The sequence below is a fragment of the Gordonia sp. (in: high G+C Gram-positive bacteria) genome, assembly GCF_012515855.1.
Classification (GTDB): Bacteria; Actinomycetota; Actinomycetes; order Mycobacteriales; family Mycobacteriaceae; genus Gordonia.
In genome coordinates, this window is the sequence record NZ_JAAYXO010000019.1 from 1 (window position 1) to 21,062 (window position 21,062).

14 protein-coding genes and 1 pseudogene are annotated in these 21,062 nt (G+C 67.4%); 1 reads left to right on the forward strand and 14 read right to left on the reverse strand.

Annotated elements, in window-relative coordinates:
- Positions 1 to 169: 169 nt before the first annotated feature.
- Both GX543_RS01165 and GX543_RS01170 read right to left on the reverse strand, forming a co-directional pair.
- Positions 170 to 490, reverse strand: coding sequence for a putative quinol monooxygenase (locus tag GX543_RS01165; protein ID WP_290849280.1), 321 nt, complete (start codon positions 488 to 490; stop codon positions 170 to 172).
- A 20-nt stretch (positions 491 to 510) separates the two neighbouring features.
- Entirely contained in the window at positions 511 to 1,224 is a 714-nt protein-coding gene (locus tag GX543_RS01170; RefSeq protein ID WP_290849282.1) for a VIT family protein, read from the reverse strand.
- A 110-nt stretch (positions 1,225 to 1,334) separates the two neighbouring features.
- On the opposite strand from GX543_RS01170, the gene GX543_RS01175 reads away from it, so the two are divergent.
- Positions 1,335 to 1,802, forward strand: coding sequence for a DUF2231 domain-containing protein (locus GX543_RS01175; protein WP_290849264.1), 468 nt, complete (start codon positions 1,335 to 1,337; stop codon positions 1,800 to 1,802).
- A 12-nt stretch (positions 1,803 to 1,814) separates the two neighbouring features.
- On the opposite strand, the gene GX543_RS01180 is transcribed toward GX543_RS01175, so the two are convergent.
- The 12 genes and pseudogenes from GX543_RS01180 to GX543_RS01235 form a co-directional block, all read right to left on the reverse strand.
- A complete protein-coding gene (locus GX543_RS01180; RefSeq protein ID WP_290849266.1) occupies positions 1,815 to 3,389 on the reverse strand; it encodes an acyl-CoA carboxylase subunit beta in 1,575 nt (524 codons plus the stop codon).
- 13 nt (positions 3,390 to 3,402) lie between these two features.
- Positions 3,403 to 8,715 (reverse strand): polyketide synthase Pks13, encoded by a 5,313-nt coding sequence (gene pks13 / locus GX543_RS01185; protein WP_290849268.1) that lies wholly within the window; start codon positions 8,713 to 8,715, stop codon positions 3,403 to 3,405.
- Between the two features lie 113 nt (positions 8,716 to 8,828).
- Entirely contained in the window at positions 8,829 to 10,727 is a 1,899-nt protein-coding gene (gene fadD32 / locus GX543_RS01190) for a long-chain-fatty-acid--AMP ligase FadD32 (RefSeq protein WP_290849270.1), read from the reverse strand.
- A 114-nt stretch (positions 10,728 to 10,841) separates the two neighbouring features.
- Positions 10,842 to 11,852 carry an LLM class F420-dependent oxidoreductase gene (locus GX543_RS01195; protein ID WP_290849271.1) on the reverse strand — a complete coding sequence of 337 codons (1,011 nt, stop codon included), beginning with the start codon at positions 11,850 to 11,852 and terminating at the stop codon, positions 10,842 to 10,844.
- Positions 11,853 to 12,018: 166 nt separating this feature from the next.
- Complete coding sequence (locus GX543_RS01200) at positions 12,019 to 13,005, reverse strand: cutinase family protein (protein WP_290849272.1); 987 nt, start codon at positions 13,003 to 13,005, stop codon at positions 12,019 to 12,021.
- The gene (locus GX543_RS01205) at positions 12,999 to 13,559 is read right to left on the reverse strand and encodes a DUF732 domain-containing protein (protein WP_290849273.1); all 561 of its coding nucleotides are present in this window, start codon (positions 13,557 to 13,559) and stop codon (positions 12,999 to 13,001) included. The genes GX543_RS01200 and GX543_RS01205 overlap by 7 nt, the downstream gene beginning before the upstream one ends.
- A 105-nt stretch (positions 13,560 to 13,664) precedes the next feature.
- On the reverse strand, positions 13,665 to 15,122 hold the full coding sequence (locus GX543_RS01210) for an alpha/beta hydrolase-fold protein (protein WP_290849274.1): 1,458 nt from the start codon (positions 15,120 to 15,122) through the stop codon (positions 13,665 to 13,667).
- 251 nt (positions 15,123 to 15,373) lie between these two features.
- Entirely contained in the window at positions 15,374 to 16,372 is a 999-nt protein-coding gene (locus tag GX543_RS01215; RefSeq protein WP_290849276.1) for an alpha/beta hydrolase family protein, read from the reverse strand.
- 373 nt (positions 16,373 to 16,745) lie between these two features.
- On the reverse strand, positions 16,746 to 18,773 hold the full coding sequence (gene zomB / locus GX543_RS01220; RefSeq protein WP_290849277.1) for a flagellar motor control protein ZomB: 2,028 nt from the start codon (positions 18,771 to 18,773) through the stop codon (positions 16,746 to 16,748).
- Positions 18,760 to 19,683, reverse strand: a complete 924-nt coding sequence (locus GX543_RS01225) for a decaprenyl-phosphate phosphoribosyltransferase (RefSeq protein ID WP_290849278.1) — start codon at positions 19,681 to 19,683, stop codon at positions 18,760 to 18,762. The genes zomB and GX543_RS01225 overlap by 14 nt, the downstream gene beginning before the upstream one ends.
- Positions 19,684 to 19,693: 10 nt before the next feature.
- Positions 19,694 to 20,296 (reverse strand): phosphatase PAP2 family protein, encoded by a 603-nt coding sequence (locus tag GX543_RS01230; RefSeq protein WP_290849279.1) that lies wholly within the window; start codon positions 20,294 to 20,296, stop codon positions 19,694 to 19,696.
- Positions 20,277 to 21,062 (reverse strand): annotated as a pseudogene (locus GX543_RS01235) (glycosyltransferase family 2 protein); the annotation flags it as partial. The pseudogene GX543_RS01235 and the gene GX543_RS01230, both read right to left, overlap by 20 nt.

Below are 21,062 nucleotides of genomic sequence, written 5' to 3' on the forward strand. Positions count from 1 at the left end.
ACACCGGCTGGCAGATCGTCATCGGCCACGACCGCCACCCCTGGTTCATCCCACCAGCAGACCCCGACCACCCCAACCGCACCCGCCAACCCCTCCGCTCCAACGCACGACGCACCCTCACCAACGAGGCAACCGCAGCAGCGTGAAGCGACAGTCTGAGCGGAGCCGATCAGTCGATGGTCAGCTCACCCATCCGATCCCAGCCGTCACCGTCGACCTGCCGAGAGATGATCCTCGGCGTGGACACCAAGTGCGGTCGCATCGCTTCGAGGCCCTTTGCGAAGTGGTCGCTGGAGACGTGCGGCCCGGCGCCCTCGTCGGTGAATGCCTCCACCAGCACGAACTCGTTCGGGTCATCCAGGCTGCGGGACCATTCGAACCAGAGGTTGCCGGGCTCGGCGCGGGTGGCCGCGGTGAACTCCGCGACGGCCTCGGGAAACGCCTCGACGCTGGACGGCTTGACCTGAAACTTGACCACGATGAAGTACATGAGCGCCATGGTGCCAGAACTCATCCGACGGCGGTGCCCACCAGGGATCCGATGCCGTAGGTGACGGCCATGGCGAGTCCGCCGCCGATCATCACCCGTATCGTCGGCCGCCACGGCGAAGCCTTGCCGAGGTAGGCGCTGAGCGCACCGGTCAGCGCGAGCGCCAACAACACCGCGACGACGGCAACGGGGATACGCCAGGTGGCGGGCGGAAGCAGAATCGCGATCAGCGGGAGTGCGGCACCGAGCGTGAACGCCACCGCCGAGGAGAACGCAGCTTGCCAGGGATTGCTGAGGTCGTTCGGGTCGATTCCCAGCTCCGCTTCGGCGTGCGCGGCGAAGGCGTCCTTTTTCGTCATCTCCTCCGCTGCACGTTCGGCGGTCTCAGCGCTCATCCCCTTGGCTTCGTAGAGTCCCGCGAGCTCTGCCAACTCCTCTTCGGGATCCTCCTCGAGTTCCCGCTTCTCCTTCGCGAAAAGCGCGGCCTCCGTGTCTCGCTGAGTGCTCACAGACACGTACTCCCCCAAAGCCATCGAGACGGCGCCCGCGGCGAGTCCGGCAATGCCGGCGGTGAAGATCGGGCCCCGGTCGACCGTCGCCGCAGCGACGCCAACCACGATTCCCGCCGTTGAGACGATTCCGTCGTTGGCCCCGAGAACGCCCGCGCGTAACCAGTTCAGCCGGTTGGTGATTCCAGAGCCGTGCGGCTCGTTCGCGTGTCCAGTGCCCGGCATGGCCGTTTCGTCGGTCGTCATGACCTCATGATCGTCCCGACACCATCACCCCGGCAAGCAAGGCTTGGCGAAGCTGAGCGGACGGGGACAAGCGGCCGTAACCTCTCGGCATGGACACCATCAACGGTCTGCCCGCCCATCCGCTTCTGGTGCATTTCGTCGTGGTAGCCGTGCCGGTGACCGCGTTGGTCGCCATCGCAGTCGCGGTCTGGCCCCGCGCGCGTACCGCCCTCGCCGTGTTCCCGTCGATTCTCGCGCTGGTGACTCTGATCGCGGTACCGATCACCACGAGCGCGGGCGAAGCACTGAAGGAGAAGGTCGGGCACTCCGAGGCCGTCGAGAAGCACGCGGCCCTCGGCGACGAATTGATCCTTGCGGTCGGGCCCCTGTTCGGCCTCGTCGCACTGCTGTGGCTGTTGCAACTGCCTGCGGTGACCGAACGTCTTCCGCTGTCGACCAAGACCATCGCAACGATCGACGTCGTCGTCCGAGCGGCGACGGTCGCCGCCGCCGTCGCCGCGATCATCATGGTGATCCTGGTCGGCGACAGCGGGGCGCGCGCCGTCTGGGGTGGTTGACCCCGAAAGCAGTTAGATCGGCATCAGGTAGTGCTTGCGCTGGTTACGCAGCACCTGCTTGTCGCGCAACTGCGCGAGTGCCTTGCGAAGCTGAAGGCGCGTCTCCGCGGGCTCGATGACCGCGTCGACGTAGCCCTTTTCCGCCGCCAGGTACGGGGTCGCCATCATCGCGTTGTAGAACGCGATGAAGTCCTGCCGGACCTTGTCCGCGTCGTTGACGGAGAGACCCTCGGTCTGTCGACGGGTGAGGATCGCGGCGGCCGATTCGGCGCCCATCACGGCGATCTTGGCGGTGGGCCACGCGAAGTTGATGTCGGCGCCGAGCTGCTTGGAGCCCATCACCGCATACGCGCCGCCGTAGGCCTTGCGCAGGACCACGGTGATCTTCGGGACGTCGGCCTCCACGTAGGCGTACAGGAACTTGCCCGACCGCCGAATGGTGCCCTTCTGCTCTTCGACGAGGCCCGGGAGGATGCCCGGCGTGTCGACGAGGAAGATCAGGGGGATGTTGTACGCATTGCAGATGCGAACGAAGCGGGTCGCCTTCTCCGACGAGTCGGTGTCGATGGTGCCGGCCATGACGCTCGGCTGGTTGGCGACGATACCGACGCTGCGGCCGTCGACGCGCGCGTAACCGGTCAGGATGTTCGGCGCGAACAGCTCACCGACCTCGTGGAAGGCGCCGTCGTCGAACAGCCGGATGATGATGTCGCGCATGTCGTAGCCGGCGTTGTCGTTGTCCGGCATGAACTCATTGAGGAGCAGGTCCGACTCGGTGATCTCCGGCTCGAGGCCAGGGTTGATGATCGGCGGTGCCTCGTGCGCGCTCGACGGCATGTACTGCAGGTACTCGCGGACCCATTCGAACGCTGCGGCCTCGTCCTGGGCGACGTGGTGGATGTTGCCCCAGCGCGCCTGGTTGTGGGCGCTGCCGAGATCCTCCGCCGAGATCTCCTCACCGGTGGTCTGCTTGATGACATCCGGTCCGGTGACGAACATGTAGCTCTTGTCCTCGACAGCCACCAGAATGTCGGTGTTGGCCGGGGTGTACACGGCACCGCCCGCACACTTGCCGAGGATCACCGAGACCTGCGGGGCCAGGCCCGAAAGGAGGTCGTTGCGACGACCCATCTCGGCGTACCACGCCAGGGAGGTCACGGCGTCCTGGATGCGGGCGCCGGCGGAGTCGTTGATGCCGACCATCGGGCAGCCCAGCTTGCCCGCCCACTCCATCAGCGCCGACACCTTACGGCCGAACATCTCGCCGACCGTGCCGCCCATGACCGTCTGGTCGTGGCTGAACGCCGCGACCGGACGCCCGTGCACCATGCCGTGACCGGTGACGACGCCGTCGCCGTATCCGGTCTCGCCCGCTCCGGGCATCTTGGCGAGCGCGCCGACCTCGACGAAGGTGCCGGGATCGAACAGCAGCTCCAGCCGCGCGCGCGGCGAGAGGATCCCCTTCTTCGCGCGCTTGGCGACGGCCTTCTCGCCGCCCGGCTCCCGCGCCAGCTCGAGCTTCTCACGCAGGTCAGCGAGCTTCGCCGCCGTCGTGTGTGCTGCTGCCTTGCCCACAGTTTCCGTCACGCCAGGTACCTTCTCACTTCTCAGTCTTCAGTTCGGCCATGCGCCGACCGAGGTCGGCTCCGACCTTCGCGACGTGGGGCTCGTCGACGATGCCGAGATGGTCGCCGCCGATGTGCAGGATCTCCAGATCCTCCACGACTTCGCCCCACCGTCCGTCTTCGTCGATCTCGGCCCACTGCGGCTCCAACTCAATGGCGCCGTCGTGCATCTTGTCGGCGCGGTAGAGGACTACCTTGCCGTCGTACTTGGACGGATTGATGCTGGTCAGCGCACGGTTGTCGATGAACGACGTGCGCTGGTGCTCAATGATTCCGCCGGGGATCTTGGCGTCGGACATCGACATCATCTCCATGATGATGGCGAACTGCTCGTTGTCGTCGGCCTCGACGAGCCGGTCCATCGGCACCGGGATGTTCTCGTCCAGTCCGTAGGTCCGGACGGCGAACGACTTCCAGCGCTCCAGCCGGGCACGCTTGTTCTCCGGGGTGTCCGGCACGTCGTGGCGCGGCCGGACGACGTCGATCAGGCCGACGAAGGCGATCTCCTCGCCCTCCTCGCGCAGCACCTGAGCCGCACCGTAGGCCAGGGCACCGCCGAGCGACCAGCCGACGAGCACGTACGGCCCGTGCGGCTGAACCTCGCGCAGCTTCGGCATGTACTGCCGCACCCGCTCCTCGATGGTGCCCTCGACGCGGTCGAAACCGATCACCGGGATGTCCTCGGGCAACCGCTTCACCAGCGCCTCGTACGCAGAGGTGTTGCCGCCCGCGGGATGGAACACCAGCATCGGAGTCGGGTCGCCCGCGGTGACGTCGAAGGTGTGCTGCGGCTTGCCGTCAGCAGTCTTCGGCACGCGCAGGAAGCGCACGAAACCATCGACGTCCGCGGCGTCGTCCATCTGCTGGCGGACGTAGTCGGACATCTCCTCGATGGTCTCCGAGTCGAGGATGTCCTCGATGTCGACCTCGCCGCCCGTGCGCTCGTTGAGACGCTCGGTCAGCTTCTCGGCCAGTTCCTCGTCGAGGACCGGCAGCTTGTTGAAGATGCCGCCTGCCGACTTACCGGTCACCACGGCGTACGCACCGAAGGTCAGTCGTTCCGCGGCGTCGCGCGGCGGCACGTCGGAGCCCGCGGCTTCGGCGACAGCGGCTTGGTCGGTGAGGTCGGTCGGAATCGCGGCGGTGTCGGGTGCCGATGATCTCGATACACCCTCGTCGCTCCGCTCGTCGGGCACTCGATCAGCCTGGGGGGCTGCCTCGGGAGCAGCAGCCTCAGCCTGGGGAGCCTCAGCCTGGGGAGCCTCGGCCTGCGGTACCTCAGCCTCGGGAGCGGCCTTGGCGCGCTCGGCGTCCTTCGCCAACTCCTCGTCGATGTAGCTGTTCAGCGCGGCGGTGTCGAGCTCGCCGCCGCCGGTGAGGGTGTCGAGCTCGTCGAGCTGATCGCGGTGGGTCACCGCGAAGGCGACGAACTTCTCGACGTCGGCGAGGTTGGCCTGACGCATCGCCTGCAGCTGGAGCTGCGGGATGTTGAACTCGTACTCGACGCGGTTCTTGATGCGGACGGCCATCAGCGAGTCGAGGCCGAGCTCGATCAGCGGGATCTCGCGCGGCAAGTCCTCCGGGTCGTAGCCCATCGACTCACCGACGATCACCGCAAGACGGTCGCCGACGGACTCGCCCGAGTCCGGGCTCCACACGTTGCCGATGTCGTCGACGATCTCGTCCTCGACGACCACCTTCTGATCCACCAGACCCGAAGTCTCAGCGGCCTCGGCGGGCGTCGGAGCAACCACAGCCGCGGTCGCCCGAGGCGCCTTCGACGAACCGGTGACGGCCGCCTCCCACAGGAGTGCGAAGTCGGTCTGCGGACCCCCGTACACGGCCACCGACGCGCCACCCGGATGCCGGGTGAGGACGGTGGTCACGGTGCCTTCGGTCGGGATTTCACGCACGGCTTCGTCTGCGACGACGGCCGCATCCGCGCCGAGCACCTGCTTGGCAGCAGCCAGAATCAGGTCGCGCGGTGCGGAGACCGCCGCGGCGTTGACCTCCCAGGCGTGACGACCGTCGGGCAGCGCGACGTGCGAACCCGGCATGGAACCGGTGCCCGAGCCCGCCGCGATGGTGGCGTCGATCCAGTACGGCTTGCGCGCGAAGCGGGTGCGCGGGATCGGCGCGAAGCGCTGATCGGGGCCCGAGCCGAAGAGCGAGGCGACGTCGACGGGATGGCCGTGGACGTACAGCTTCATCAGCGCGTTGACGACGCCGTAGCTCTCGTCCTCCTTGCGGCGCAGCGTCTCGATCAGCTCGGCGTCGTGCACGCCGGCGCCGAAGGTGGTCGCCGCCACCGAGATCAGGACGGCCGGGTTCGGCGAGAGCTCGACAAAGGTCCGGTGCCCCGCCTCGACCGACTTCGCGATGGCCTGGGCGAACCAGACGCTGTGGCGCAGTCCCTTGAGGAAGTACTCGATCGTGTGGATCTCCGAGCCGGGTCGGTAGAACTCCTCGCGGTCCACGGAGCTGTAGACGCCCACCGTGGTGCGCTCGGGCGTGATGCCGGTGAGCTCGTACGACAGCTCGCCCAGCAGCGGGTCCATCTGCGACGTGTGGCTGGCGCCCTTGGTCTGCAGCTTGCGGCCCAGCTTGCCATCGGCCTCGGCGCGCTCGACGATCGCGTCGACCTGCTCCACGGGTCCGCCGATGACGGTGTGGGTCGGCGCGGCGTACACGCAGATCTCCAGGTCCGGGAAGTCGACGAGCACGGCGCCGATGTCTTCCGCGCTGTACTCCACCAAGGCCATGTAGCGGATGTCGTCGCCGGTCAGCATCGACTCGCCCTCGCCCATCAGGCGCGACCGCTGGCAGATGACGCGGGTGGCGTCGGCCAGCGACAGGCCGCCGCTGATGTACGCGGCCGAGGCCTCGCCCATCGAGTGCGGGACCAGCACGCCGGGCTCGGCGCCGTAGTGACGCATGGTGTCGGCGAGCGCCACCTGGATCGTGTAGATGCCGATCTGAGCGGTCTCGATCTCGTAGGTCTGCTCGTCGTCGAGGAAGATCTCGACCATCGAATAGCCGAGCTCGCGTTGGATGAACTCGTCGACGCGATCGGCGTACTTCGCGAACACCGGATTCTCGGTGTACAGCTGCTTGGCCATCTTGCGGTGCTGTGAACCGAAGCCCGACAGCAGCCAGACCGCCGACGCCGCATCCGGCGAGTCGCAGGTGTAGACGAACGGCAGCGCCTTGCCCTCGGCGACGGCACGCACGCCCTTGACCGCGTCCTCGTACGAGCGGGCCATGACGACCGAGCGGGTACGACCGTGGTTGCGATGCGCCAGCGAGCGGCCGATCTCGACCAACGGCGTCTGCTTGCCCTCGTCGGACTCGAGCCACTCCAGCAGGTCAGCCGCCGCCTTGCGACGACGCGACGCCAGGAAGCCGGAGATCACCAGCGGCACCGCGGCACCGGGAACGGCGGCGGGCGCGAAGCCCTCGGCCGGGTCCTTCTCGACGGCCACCTCGACCTCGGGCGCCTTCGTGGCCTGGGCGGCCAGGACCGCGCGCTCGGCCTCGGTGAGGAAGTCCTCTTCGTCGTCGTAGTAGTCGTCGACGTCGGGCTCCGGGGCCGCCGCCACTGCGGGCGCCGCGGCCGACGGATCGGCGTAGTCGGACGGGAGCACCTCGCGCAGCACGATGTGCGCGTTGGTTCCGCCGAAGCCGAAGCCCGAGACACCGGAGATGGCGTGACCGGAGTAGCGCGGCCAATCGGTGGGCTCGGTGATGACACGCAGATTGGTGGCGTCGAACTGGATGTACGGGTTGGGCCCGACGTAGTTGAGCGACGCGGGCAGCCGGTCGTTCTGCATCGACAGGATCACCTTGGCCATGGCGCCCGCGCCTGCCGCGGACTCCATGTGGCCGTAGTTGGTCTTGGCCGAGCCCAGCAGCATCGGGGCGTCCGCCGTGCGACCGCGACCGACCACGCGACCGAGAGCGTCGGCCTCGATCGGATCGCCGAGCACCGTGCCGGTGCCGTGCGCCTCGACGTAGTCGACGGTCCGCGGGTCGATGGCCGCGTCGGCGTAGGCCGCCCGCAGCACCTGGACCTGCGCCTCCGGGTTCGGCGCGAAGATGCCGTTGGACCGGCCGTCGGAGTTCACCGCGCTGCCCGCGACCACCGCGAGAACGGTGTCGCCGTCTCGGCGGGCGTCGGCCATCCGCTTGAGGACGAACACGCCGCCGCCCTCGGCGCGGATCATGCCGTTGGCGTCCGACGAGAAGGCCTTGATCCGGCCGTCCTCGGCCTGGGCGCCGATCTGGTCGAAGCCGAGCGTCGCGGCCGGAGTGATCAGCATGTTGACGCCGCCGGCGATGACGACGTCGGAGTCGCCGTTGCGGAGGCTGCGCACGCCCTCGTGCACGGCCACCAGAGACGACGAGCACGCGGTGTCGATCGCGAGCGACGGACCGTGGAAGTCGTAGAAGTACGAGACGCGGTTGGCGATGATCGACGTCGCCGTGCCGGTGAGGGCGTAGGCGGCGGTCTCCGACGCGCCTTCGCCGAGGCCGAGGGTCGCGAGCATCTGATAGTCGTTGGTCGAGGTGCCCATGAAGACACCGACCTGGCCGCCGCGCAGATCGCTCGGCGGGATGTGCGCGTGCTCCAGCGCCTCCCACGTCAGCTCCAACGCCAGCCGCTGCTGCGGATCGACGTTCTCGACCTCGCGCGGGCTCATCTGGAAGAAGTCGGCGTCGAAGCCCTTGACGTCGTCGAGGTAGCCGCCGTGCACGTTGCCGTTCTCGATCGCCTCGGCCAGGCGCGGGTCGGCCTTGAACTCGAGCCAGCGGTCGTCGGGCAGGTCGCTGATGCCGTCGACACCGCCGATCAGCGCGTCCCAGGTCGACTCGGGTGTGTGGCCGGCTTTGGGGAAACGGGTCGCCAGGCCGACGATCGCGATGTCGTCGTCAGCGGAGCGTTCACGCTCCCAGAAACGGTCGGCGTCGAAGTCGAGGCCCTCGTCCGGGTCGCCCTCGATGATGCGCTTGGCCAGCGACGCGATCGTCGGGTGGTTGTAGGCCGCGGTGGCGGTCAGGATGACCCCGGTGAAGTCCTCCACGTCGGCGGCCAGGGCCACCGCATCGCGGGACGCCAGTCCGAACTCCTCCATCGGGCGGTCGTCGGAGATCTGGTCCGCGGGCACCCCGGTCGCCTTCGAGACCCAGTTCCGCAGCCAGTCACGCAGATCCTCGACGGTCAGATCGCCCACGGTCTCACCATTCGAGCCCGTGTGCTCCGTCAACGCAGTGTTTTCAGTTTCAGACATCACTATCCAGCCTACCGGGGGCGTTAATCATTTCGTTACAGACACTATGCGAACAGGCCCTATGCAAAGGGCCCGGCAGGCCACTTCGTGACATGCCGGGCCCGATTGCGCGCTCAGGCGTCCACGTCGGGGAATGCCGTCTGCTGGTATCCACCGCGGAGCGAACCGTCGATGTACGCGGCCTTGGTGGCCCGTCGGGCGATCTTGCCGCTGGACGTGCGCGGGATGGACCCGTTGGGCACCAGCAGCACGTCGCGGGCCATCACACCGTGGCGACCGGCGATGGTCGCGCGCACGGCGTCGGCGACCTCCTGCGCGTTGGTCTTGCGACCGGGGCGCTCGGCGACCACCACCAGTTGCTCGGAGGAGTCGTCGGCATCGCGCGTGAGACCGCTGAAGCCGCCTTCGAAGACCTCGTCGGGAAGCTGGTTCGCAGGCACGGCGAACGCGGCGACGAAGCCCGGGCGAATGGCGTCGCTCGCGTCCTCGGCGCTGGCTTCCAGGTCCTGCGGGTAGTGGTTACGACCATCGACGATGACCAGGTCCTTCACGCGACCGGTGATGTACAGCTCGCCCTGGTACCAGACGCCGAAGTCGCCGGTCCGCATCCAGCGGCCGTCGAACGGGGCGCCCTCGGCGTGCGAGCCGGTCTCCAGACGCTTGGCGATCGTGTTGTGGAAAGTGTCGACGGTCTCCTGGTCTTTGTTCCAGTAGCCCTCGCCGATGTTGAGACCGTTGAGCCAGATCTCGCCGACACGACCGTCCGCGAGCTCCTCGCCGGTCTCCGGGTCGACGATCGCGGCCCACTGGCTCAGTGCCACCTGGCCGCAGGAGACCTGGGCGACGGCGCCCTCGGCGTCGGGGTCCACCGGAGCGAACTCGCCGGCGTTCAGCTTGTCGCGGTCGACGTAACTGATCAGTGCCTCGTTGTCGCGCTGCGTCGCCGAGACGAACAGCGTGGCCTCGGCCATGCCGTAGCAGGGCTTGATGGCCTTCGGCGACAGCCCGTAGGGCGCGAAGGCGTCGTTGAACTTGCGCATCGAGCTCACGGTGACCGGCTCAGACCCGTTGATCAGGCCGATGACGTTCGAGAGGTCGAGCTCCTCGCCGTCGCGCGGCAGACCGCGCAATGCGGCGTGCTCGTAGGCGAAGTTCGGCGCGGCGGCGAAGGTCGGCGAGTTGTCGGCGTCGGCGGCCAACTCCTTGATCCAGCGACCGGGGCGACGGACGAACGCCATCGGGCTCATGATCGTGACGTACCGTCCGCCGAGCGCGGGCAGGATCACGGTGAGCAGTCCCATGTCGTGGAACATCGGCAGCCAGGTGACTCCGCGCGCGTTGCGGTCGATCTCGATGCAGTCGTAGATCTGCAGGCAGTTGGCGGCGACGGCCTCGTAGGTGATCTCCACGCCCGCGGGCACGCGGGTGGAGCCCGAGGTGTACTGCAGGTAGGCCACCGACTCGAGGTTGTTGCGACTCGCCTCCGGCGGCGTCCACGAAGCGCCGACCGAGTCCGGCACAGCGTCGACGGCGATGACGCGCGGACGCTCCTTGGCGGGGCGGTCGGCGAAGAAGTCGCGGACAGCCTCTGCCGACTTGGTCGAGGTCAGGATCGCGGTCGGCTTGCAGTCGTTGAGAACTGCGACGAGGCGATCGGTGTGGCCGGGCTCGTCCGGGCTGAAGAGCGGCACGGCGATGTTGCTCGCGTACAGCGAGGCGAAGAAGCCGATCACGTACTCCAGCGACTGCGGGGCGAGGATCGCGACCCGGTCGCCGGGCTCGGTGACCTGCTGCAGGCGTGCGGCGACAGCGCGCAGGCGCTTGCCGAACTGGGCCCACGTGAGGTCGATGCGCTCGCCGTCGCGCTCACGGCTGAAGTCGAGGAACCGGTAGGCGAGGGTGTCTGCCTGTTCCCGCACGTTGCGCTCGACGTAATCGACCAGCGTCGCGTCCTCCGTGAAATGGAGGTTGCCGGTCTCGTCGAGGAACTGCTCGAACTCGGTATTCAGCATCCAATAACTCCTGTATCCGCACTCAACGCACGGTCTGCGTCACTAACTTTCGCGCGTGATTCCCATCGGCACACCGGTGCCGCTCCCCCGAGGCGCACGAAAACTTCGGTAAGTTTACTCTCCCCGCAGAAGCGGGATGACGGGCGCGAAAGCGTCCATCTGGGTCGGGAACACTCCGACGTAGCTCATGGTGGTCTTCTTGCGGACTTCGCGGATCTGTTCCGCGATCTCCTCGAACGAGCCGAAGGCCAGGTACGGCGACGCCAGAATGTCGTCGACGGTCAGCTCCACATCGCGTGCGATGTTCGGCGGGTAGCCCTGCTCCAAGGCGTTCAACGCCATCTGGGCGGTTGCCTCGCGGTCGTCGGTGATGACGATGGTCGCGATGGTCCAGTTGAGTTCGATCTCGTCGAACCGCTCGCCGGCGGCCTGGCGAATGCGGTCGACGCGCTCCATCGTCTTCTCGATGGTCATGTCCGACAACCGCAGCTTGCCGTCGCGGGTGGTCCCGGTGGCCACCGAGATGATGTCGGCGTGCTTGGCAGCCAGCGCGAGCATCTTCGGGCCGCCGCCGCCGACGGCGATCGGCGGACGCGGGCCCTGGCGCGGACGGGGGGAGCCCTCCAGTCCGTTGATCTGGTAGAACTCGCCGTCGAAATCGACGGTCTCGCCGCGCATCAGGCGGTCGAGGATCGTCAGGGCCTCGTCGAGACGGCGGATGCGCTCACCCGGCGTGCCGAAGTCGATGCCGGCCTTGTCGAACTCTTCTTTCATCCAGCCTGCGCCGATGCCCAGCTCCAGGCGGCCCTTCGACAGCACGTCGATGGTCGTCGCCTCTTTGGCCAGCAGCGCGGGATGGCGGAAGCCGTTCGCGAGAACCGACGTCGCCAAGCGGATGGTGCTGGTCGCCTGACTGAGGGCGCCGAGCGCGGCCAGCGGTCCGACCTGATTCCCGAGATGGTCCGGGATCGCGAAGGTGTCGTACCCGTACTCCTCAGCGGTCTGGGCGAGCTTGACGAACTTGCGGGCTCCGCCCTCGTCCTTGTTGCCCTCGCCGCCCGCACCGAACCGGAACTTCCGAAGTCCGTCGGCGTTGTGCGTCGACGAGTCTTGGGCAGTCGTCACGAAGCTTCTCTCCTCATCGGTCCTGTGGTCCTGTGGTCCACACGGAGGACCCCAACCTGAGAAGGCTATCTCAGTGCGGCCGGTAGCCCAAGCTGACCGGCGTCAATACGGCACAACCGGTCCGTTCGGCCGACCGTGCCCTGAGCCGCCGCACACCCGCGCACGCCTACTTGCGTGCAGGACGCGGCGCCTCCGAGATCACGCCGGACGCCCAGCCGTACATCCACTGCGTCGCAGATCTGCCGTCGTCGGACTTCCAGTACTTGGTCGTCGCGTACATGGCATGCACCGGATTGTTGGCCGCGTTCGCCAGCTTCCCGATGGCCTTGATCGGGTCGACGACCGTCGGCGAATCGCAGATCAGGTCACCCGTCGCGCAGATCGAGTAGACCCGGTCAGACAGGTCACCGAAACCACCGCTGCGCGCGCCGGTCATCTTGATCCCGGGCACCAGGCCGCCGAAGCCGCCGAGCGCGATCTCCGCGCCGACGCCCTCCGGGCTCGGCTCGACGTCCTGCTGGCCGCCGGGTTGCCGACGACCGTCGGCGATCAGTCCGACACCGAGGATCAGATCCTGATCGTCGGCGGCGATGGGGCCGCGACCGTTGGCGATGTTGCTCGCGAGGTCACCCGCGATCACCGCGCCCTGCGAGAAGCCCATCAGGACGTACCGGGTGAGCGGGCAGTGCTCGTAGGTCTTCTTCAGCTTGTTGGACGCCCGGCCGGTGCCCTGTCGCCGCGAGTCGTTGTAGTCCGCCTGACGGTCGGCCAGATTGGTGGGATTACGGAACTGCGCCTTGTAGGGCACGGTGTAGACCTCGGTCCGCGCCTCGGGGAACTTCTGCTGCAGCTGTGACGAGATCCGGAGCATCAGCGACCGCGAATTGGCCGTCGGGTTGTAGGGGTCGTCGTTCGCCTTCGACTCCCAGGTTCCGGGGATCACCAGTGTCAGGACGTCCGGACAGTCGGCGGGCTGGGCGTTCGGCCGACCCGGACGTTCGGACGTCGTCGGTCCCGGGCCCGGCCCGGGTCCCGGCGGCGGGGGCGGCGGCTTGAGCCACTGAAACACCAGCAGCCCGATCAACAGCAGCGCCACCGCGCCGAGAGCGAGCACGATCAACAGCAGCCGCCGGATTCGGCGGCGCTTCAGCACAGGTTCTTCTCTGCGGCGTTGATCACCTTGTCGGCTTTGGCGGTGGCCTCAGCGTCGGTCTTCGTCATCGGACCGATCGCGGCACGCACGTACGCCTTCACCACGATCGGGTCGGCGTTCTGCTTCTTCGATTCGCAGACGTAGTGGCCCATGGTCAACGCGACATTGTTGTCGTCGTCGCCCATGAACGCGACGTTCTGCTTCTTGAGGTCAGTGAGGTACGCCTTGTCCTTGGCCGACAGTGTCACCCCGGGCGGAGGCGGCTTGCTGCCGGGGAAGTTGTCCGGCGGGGTGGTCGACGCGTTCGGCTTGGTCTCGGGAACCGAGACCGTCGCCTTGGAGGCTCCCGCCTCGGCCTGCTTGGAGGCCTCCGCGGACGCCGAGGACGACTTGAGCGACTTGCTGGAGTCAGACCCCGGCATGGTGGTCGTCGTGACTGGCTCGGTGCCGATCGGGGCGCTCGCCGTCGAGGAGTCGTTGCACGCGGTGAGCGCACCAACCGCGACGGCGAGAGCGCCGGCCGCGGCAGCGATGCGGATGTACTTGGCAGTCATGGTTCAACCCTACCGTCGGTCGGTGCCGAATCTCGCCGCACAAAGGGGTTTACCTGCGAAGACACGGGAATTCCTCAGACGAAATTCAGGCTCGGATGACCTGGCTCACTCAACGCGGGCACCGCCCTGCGGAGTCCACGTGATCTTGCCGCGCTCAAAGGTGTTGAACTTGGCCCCGTCACGGCCCGTCTCCTCGTCGCTGGTCGGCAGTCCGAGGCGATCGAAGGCGGGCACGTACGCCCCGCCGATCGCTCCGCCGACCACCTTCGGACCCTTGGGCCCGGTGAAGATCCGACCGTTCCGGAAGTCCTGCGCACGACCGCCCGGCACCGCGTACTCGGGGGTCAGGCATCCGCCGAGACCCTTGATCTGCGGTGCCTTCTTGAAGGCGTCGCCGACCTGGCAGGCCACCTTGTCGTCGGCGATCCCGAGCGCCCGGGCCACCTGCGGCCACGCCTGCGCCATCTCGAACTCCCAGTACGGCCACGTGTGGGTGCCCGACGGGCGATACACGGCCTGGCCGGGGATTCCGAGCTTGTTGAGCTTGGCGGCGAACTGCTGGCTGGTGACGCGTGAGAGGACCTCGAGACCGACGCCCGAGTAGTTGGTCGCCAGCATCGGGATGTCGGAGGGTTTGTCGTGGGGACCGACGACGCCGTTGCCCGACGAGATGTACAGGCTGGTTCCGCGGAGCTTCTCGGCCAGCAGGTACGGGTCGTGCTCCTTCCAGGCCGGGTCGCTCGGCGGACCGAACATCTTCATCGAGTCGTAGCCGCCACCGTCGCGCAGGGCGAACTGGATGGCCTGCGGCATGCCGTACGACGACAGCTGCAGGATCCCCGAGAACGAACCGGCGAACTTGTAGAAGCCGGGGTTGCGCGCGGCCAGCATCATCGCCGCCGACCCGCCCATGGACAGCCCCTCGATGCCGCGGACGTCGGTGGACCGCCAGTCCCGCTCCAGGATCGTGGGCAGCTCGTGGATCAGGAAGGTCTCCCACTGGTAGTTCTTGCCGCGGTCGGGCTCCTTCCAGTCGGTGTAGAAGCTCGACTCGCCTCCCACCGGCAGCACCACGTTGACGTTCTTGTCCTGATAGAACTGCTCGATGTTGGTGTTGAGGATCCAGCCGGACTGATCGTCCTGCGCGCGCAGACCATCGAGAACGGTCAGCTGGGGGAACTTGGCGGCCGGGTTCGAGAACCAGTCGCGGGCCAGCAGCAGTTGCACCTGGATGTCGGTGTTCATCGCCGGCGAATGCACCCACACCGCCACGCGATGCGCGGAGTACCAGAAGGTCTTGGTGACCGTCGCAGGCGGACCGGGCTTGGCCGCCGGCTTCCTCTCCGCCGGCTTGGCCTTGTCCTTGTCGGCCTTCGGCTTGTCCGCGTTGGGCTTGGGCTTCTCGGCGTTCGGCTTGGGCTCGGGCTTCGCGGGCGCCTCCTGCGGCGGCTTCGGCGCGGGCTCGGCGATTGCCGGCCCTGCTCCGGTCGCGACCAGGGAAAGGGCGACAGCCACACTCGCCGCGCCCCGGCGCGTCACCGTCGACTTCGTCCAGATCTTCACTGCGTACTCCTCACAAGGTCCCCCGACCGATGTCCGTCGCGCTCTCATGTGCCGAGCACAGAGCGCCTCTGGAGTTTTTCTACACGGGAAGCGCGCGGAAGTCCGCGCGCCACGCTGTGACGCATGTGAATTGTGTGACTAAAGTTTCGTCGGCAGCCATCCGCGGCACCAGAAGCCGACACTCGCCCGAAAACGAACTGAGCCGCGACATCGCGGATGCGATGTCGCGGCTCAGGCCGAGTAGAGCTAGATCAGCGGAAGAACCCGCGGGCGTGCGCGTTCCACAGCATGTCCTGCCAGTAGCCCCACGCGTGGGTGCCGTTGGCGGTGTACGACATCACCGGGACGCCCTGAACGAAGGCGGCTGCCTCGAAGGCCTTGGCCTGCGCGAAGGCGAGCAGCTCCAGCGGGGTGCCCTTGAAGAAGTCGTCGACCACGTTGCCCGGCCGGTTGTGATGGCCGAAGAAGCCGTTACCGGTACCGACGAAGACCTTCAGACCACGCATGCGGTTGATGAGCATGAACGGATCGTTGGCGGTCCAGCGCGGGCTCCACGGCGGGCCCCACATGGCGTCGATGTTCCACGGCGCCGGTGCGACGTCGAGCATCGCCATGCGCAGCGCGGTGCGCATGCCCGGAGCCGACAGGGTCAGGTAGCCCGACATCGAGCCGGCTGCGTAGTACAGATCGCGACGCTGTGCGGCGTGCGTCAGCGCGGCGCCGCCACCCATTGACAGACCCATGATCGCGTACTTGCGGTTCTTGCCGGGGAAGCCGAGCTCGCGCATCTTCGGCACCAGGCGGTTGTCGATGACACAGCCCCAGCGGTAGCGCTTCTTCTGGCCGTTGAAGTTCGAGGGGGCGTCCCAGTCGGTGTAGAAGCTGTTCGGGCCGCCCACCGGCATGACGACGTCGACGCCGCGATCAGCGAGACGACGAGCGTTGGTCTCGATGTCCCAACCGCTGCGGTCGTAGCGCGCACGCATGCCGTCCAGCAAGATCACGGTGCGGGTGTTACCCCGCTTGCGCCACGCCTGGACGTTGACGATGCCCGGACGCATCGACTTGTTGCCGAAGGCGCCGTTGGTCGGCATTCCGCAGGCATCGATCTGGAAGTTGGCCCGCGTGGCTCCGCTCGACTGGCCGGCACCGACGGCGGTGCCCATGAGGCCCAGCACGGTGAGCGCCGCGATCAGGACCGCGGTGACCTTTCGGCTCCCCGCATGCCGCTTGCTCTTAGCTACGCGCATTGACTGCTTTCTCCTAAATTTGCTTTCGTGCGATCCCTCGCGGGACCGCCGTAAACGCTTTGCCTCTACAGGACTGCGGGCGCGACGCAACACGCGTCACACTGCAACCAGATAGAGCGACTCTATTCGACTGACACACCCTCACCAAACGCTGTGACTGCAATCACAGTGTCGGTGCTGGTGACACAGACACGGCCTGAATCCAGGGAATTCCTTCATCTGACCACATGCCGTGTCTATCGTCCGACCGACTAGCGACGTTACCGTTTCGAGATAACCGGCGGCAAGCCGATGAGAGATATCTGGCACAGCAAGCTCTCAGCCTGCGCTTCCGTTCACCTCAGACTCACCCTGCGACCGCCCGGGACCGAAGTCAGTCGACGGTCACGCCGTCGGGCATCGGGACCCCGCACCGCAGCAGCTCATACTTCGGCTCCCGCTCGATCCGGTAGCTGTTGAAGTCGAACGACTGCCGAAGGTTGTGACGGAAGCGCGCGAAAGACCACGTGTCCTTGTACGACGCGAAGCGGTCCTGCGTCTCCGGGCAGGTGAGCGCCGCGCGCGCCATCTTGACCTGGTCGACGTCGATGAATCCGGGGAACCCGCCGGTGCTGCCGCTCTCGGCGAGAACCCATTCGCTCGGCAGTCGCTTATCGTGGCCGATACGACCGTCGGTCAGCCGCGCCGTATGCGCGGCCAGCGGGTACGCCAGGCCCATCTGATCGATCACCCGCACGTCGAGCGGAGCGTTCATGCTCGTCATGCCCAGGTTGAGGAAGTAGACGCTGGTCTGCCGCGGGATGCCGGGGGGCATCTTGGTCGGCAACGGTGAGATGTACCACTGGTCGAAGTTCGGCGACGGCAGCACTACGCCGCCGCCCTTGGCCTCGGCCTTGTCGATCATCTCGACCATCGCCTCCATCCGCGGATAGGAGAGGTAGTCCTGGGCGGTCACCGGGTTCTCGTTGCCCATGTTGGTGACGTAGAAGCGACGCTCGTCGACGATGCCGTCGCGACCGATGTCCATTCCGGCGTTCGGCAGGACGGTCTGGTTGACCGCGACGCCCCACCACACGGTGGTGATGACGCCGCCGAGGAGCAGCAGTCCGGCACCGAGCTGGGCACGAGACCGCTTGGTGGCCAGCGACGTCGGGATCGTCACCGGAATCACCATCACCGGCAGGAGCAGGATGAAGATCGGCGACAGCAGCACGCGACCGTGCATGAAGTCACCGCCCTGGCGCAACCAGTAGATCCCGAGGATCAGCCCCGCGGTCAGGGTCACCACGACCACCCCGTTCTGCGTCTGCAGCCGGTCCTGGACCCACGACCAGCCCGACTTCAGTCGGTCGAGCGACGACGGATGCTCGCGGCCGAGGATCTCGTGCTCGTCCTCGGCGTCGTCGGACACCGGCGTCGAGACGGTGCGGTTCAGGTAGGCGCCGATCGCGAGGATGATGCCCGCGACGATCGCCACGATTATCGGGAGCAGCAGCGTGTACGGGCTGAAGAGGTTGCCCAGGTAGGCGAATCCCTGATCCCACTTGGCGCCGCTGGCGTCCTTGGCGATGGCCGGGTTGGGCACCAGCAGGCCGTAGTAGCCCATCCGGAAGATCTGGTAGCCGACCGGCACCGCCCCGGCCACGACCACCATCAGCACGCGCATCCGCCAGCCGATCGGGGTGACGAACAGTGCCAGCAGGACCAGCCCGCCGAAGACGGCCATCTCGGGTCGGATCAACGGTGCGAGGCCTGCGCTGAAGACCAGCGCGAAGAAGGCGACGCGGGTGCGGGCCGACTGGTCGGCGCGATCACGACGACCCCACGCCAGGTACTGACACCACAGTGCGGCGATCCAGAAGATCGTCAGGCCGTTCTCCAACCCGGAGGTCGCGAAGTCGCGGGCGGGCGGGATCACGATGTAGATGACGGCGCCGAGGGGAGCCAGCAGCGTGATGCCGGGGCCCAGGGCACGACGACCGTACAGTCGCGCAGTTCCGTACATCGCCAACGGCAGGGCCGACACCGAGAGCACCAGCGCCAGCCACAGGGCGACGTACTCGGTCTGCTCTGCGCCGGTCACCCACGCCCAGAACCAGTTGAGGTAGGTCCACACGGTGGAGGTGTTGGCCTCGACGCGCTCACCGGCGTTGAACACCGGGCCGTTGCCCGCCAGCAGGTTGCGGACCGTCCGGAGGACGATCAAGCCGTCGTCAGCGATCCACCGCCGCTGCCAGGCGCCGATCGCGAACAGCACGGTGATGGCGATCGCACCGATCGAGAAACTCGCGATCGGCGCGATGAGGTGGCGGCGGCTCGGCCGCTCCTCCACCACCGGGATCGCGGTGGTCAGCTCATCGTCGTGCTGCGGGGTCGAAGAAGGGTCGTCAGATCGGGACATAGACCGCGACACCCACCAGCACGACCCACGACAGGGCCAGGAACTGCAGGACCCGATCACCGAGGGCCACTTCTTCCGGCTCGCCTGCTTCGCCGCCGTCGACGTCGACCGCGTAGCGAAGGATCGCGATGGTGAACGGCACCATCGAGATGGCATAGAAGACGTTGTCGCCGCGGTTCTCGTCGAAGGCCCAGAGTCCGTAGCAGAGGACGACGGCGGTGGCCGAGAGCGTCCACACGAAGCGCAGGTAGGTGGTGGTGTAGTACTCGAGCGACTTGCGGATCTTGGCGCCCGTGCGCTCAGCCAGCTGCAGTTCGGCGTAACGCTTGCCCGCCGCCATGAACAGCGAACCGAAGGCCATCACCAGCAGGAACCACTTCGACAGACCCTGCGGGAGCTCGGCGGCCACACCGCCGGCGATGGCACGCAGCAGGAAGCCCGACGACACGATGCAGATGTCGATGACCGCCTGGTGCTTGAGCCCGAAGCAGTAGCCCAGCTGAATCACCAGGTAGACGGCGATCGTGACGGCGGTCTGCCAGTTGGCGAGGAATGCGATGCCGATCGACGCGGCGGCCAGGACCACGGCCAGGACGAACGCGAAGTTGCGCGGCACCACACCCGCGGCGATCGGCCGGAAGCGCTTGGTGGGGTGCTGCCGGTCCGCTTCCACGTCCAGCGCATCGTTGATCAGGTAGATCGACGACGCGACCAGGCAGAACGCGACGAATGCGATGCCCACGTTGCCCATCCGGGCCGGGTCGGTCAGGGTGTCGGTACCCGCGGCCATCGGCGCCGCGAGAACAAGAACGTTCTTCACCCACTGCCGCGGGCGGAGCGCCTTGATCAGGCCCGAGGCCAGATTCTTCGGCGGGCCGGCGACGCCGTGCTCGATCGGCTCCTCGCTCATGGGTGGTTCCTCACTTGCTCAAGTCTGAACGGTCGGTATCGGTTTTCTTGCTACCGGGGTTTTTGCTGCCGGCGATCACCGCGGCCGCGGTCAATGCGCCGACGAGTGCTCCCGCGGCCACATCGGAAGGGTAATGGACACCCAGAACAAGACGCGAAGCGAGCATCGGCGGAACGATCGCCGCGGGCAGCAGGATCTGCGCCGCGGGCTTGCCCGTCGCCCGGCCCAGCAGGATCGCCGCGGCGGTCGTCGACGTCGCATGGCTCGACGGGAAGCTCAGCTTGCTCGGCGTTCCGACTCCGACGGCGATGTCGGGGTGGTTCGGGCGCTTGCGACGCACCACGCGCTTGATGACCACCGACGCCGCGTGCGCGACGAACGCCCCGGCGCCGGCCTCGAGGTAGCGCCGGCGGGCGAGGTCGTCGCCCCGCCGGTGCGCGGCGTAGGCGCCCGCCCCGGCCAACGCCAGCCAGCCGAGGGAGTGCTCACCGAAGTGCGACAGCCCGCGGGCTGCGGGAAGCACGCCCGGACGGTCCGCGAGCGTGCCCTGAATGGCGACGAGCACGGCGGCCTCGCCGGTCGCCGGGGTCTGATCAGTCGATTCCGAAGACACGTGCCCAACTCTCCTTGCTCACCAGGTCGTCGTGGGCGGCGCGGTACTCGCGGCGCTTGGACTCGAACTCGTCGCGCAGTTGCTTCACCAGCGTCGCCGACTCCGCGCCGAGCGCGAGCATCTTGTCGCGGTCGCGCTGGCGGTACACCACACCGCGACCGTCGGCGGTGGTCACGGTGACCCCGTCGACCCGACCGAGCGAGAACCAGCGGGCCTCGACCGGCGGGTAGTTGGCCTGCGGCACGCTGTGGTGACGCGGATCGGCCGGGCGGGCGTTGTTCACGACCGCCGCGGCCAGCGCCTTCACCTTGGCAAGCGCACCCTTCGGCTCGTTGACCCCGAGCGCCGTGGCCTCACCGGTGGTGATCGGCAGGTCGGTGGCCGACGGCAGCACCACGGCGTCCGGGTACTGCTTGCGGATGCCCGCGACCTTGCCCAGCGCCGTCGGCAGGATCGACCGGATGTGGTCGGGACCGGCCAGGAAGTCGCGGATCGCCTCGTTCTGGATGGCCACCGTCGAGTACTCCAGGCACAGCAGGTGCTTGGCCGTGGCCTTGGCCATCGACTTCAGGATGCCGTCGATGGATCCGTCGGTGTAGATCGAGGCGACCACGAGGCGATTACGCAGGTGGAAGTACGCCTGCCAGTCGATGGCGTCGTCCTTATCGCTCCAGGCCATGTGCCAGATCGCGATGCCGGGAACGGTGACCGTCGGATAGCCCGCACGCTCGGCACGGAGGGCGAATTCCCAGTCATCCCACTTAAT

Bases quoted from the DNA above. Each gene is read 5' to 3' on its own strand.
- GX543_RS01165 (WP_290849280.1), bottom strand. From the start codon at position 490: ATGTACTTCATCGTGGTCAAGTTTCAGGTCAAGCCGTCCAGCGTCGAG.
- GX543_RS01170 (WP_290849282.1), bottom strand. From the start codon at position 1,224: ATGCCGGGCACTGGACACGCGAACGAGCCGCACGGCTCTGGAATCACC.
- GX543_RS01175 (WP_290849264.1), top strand. From the start codon at position 1,335: ATGGACACCATCAACGGTCTGCCCGCCCATCCGCTTCTGGTGCATTTC.
- pks13 (WP_290849268.1), bottom strand. From the start codon at position 8,715: ATGTCTGAAACTGAAAACACTGCGTTGACGGAGCACACGGGCTCGAAT.
- fadD32 (WP_290849270.1), bottom strand. From the start codon at position 10,727: ATGCTGAATACCGAGTTCGAGCAGTTCCTCGACGAGACCGGCAACCTC.
- GX543_RS01205 (WP_290849273.1), bottom strand. From the start codon at position 13,559: ATGACTGCCAAGTACATCCGCATCGCTGCCGCGGCCGGCGCTCTCGCC.
- GX543_RS01215 (WP_290849276.1), bottom strand. From the start codon at position 16,372: ATGCGCGTAGCTAAGAGCAAGCGGCATGCGGGGAGCCGAAAGGTCACC.
- zomB (WP_290849277.1), bottom strand. From the start codon at position 18,773: ATGTCCCGATCTGACGACCCTTCTTCGACCCCGCAGCACGACGATGAG.
- GX543_RS01225 (WP_290849278.1), bottom strand. From the start codon at position 19,683: ATGAGCGAGGAGCCGATCGAGCACGGCGTCGCCGGCCCGCCGAAGAAT.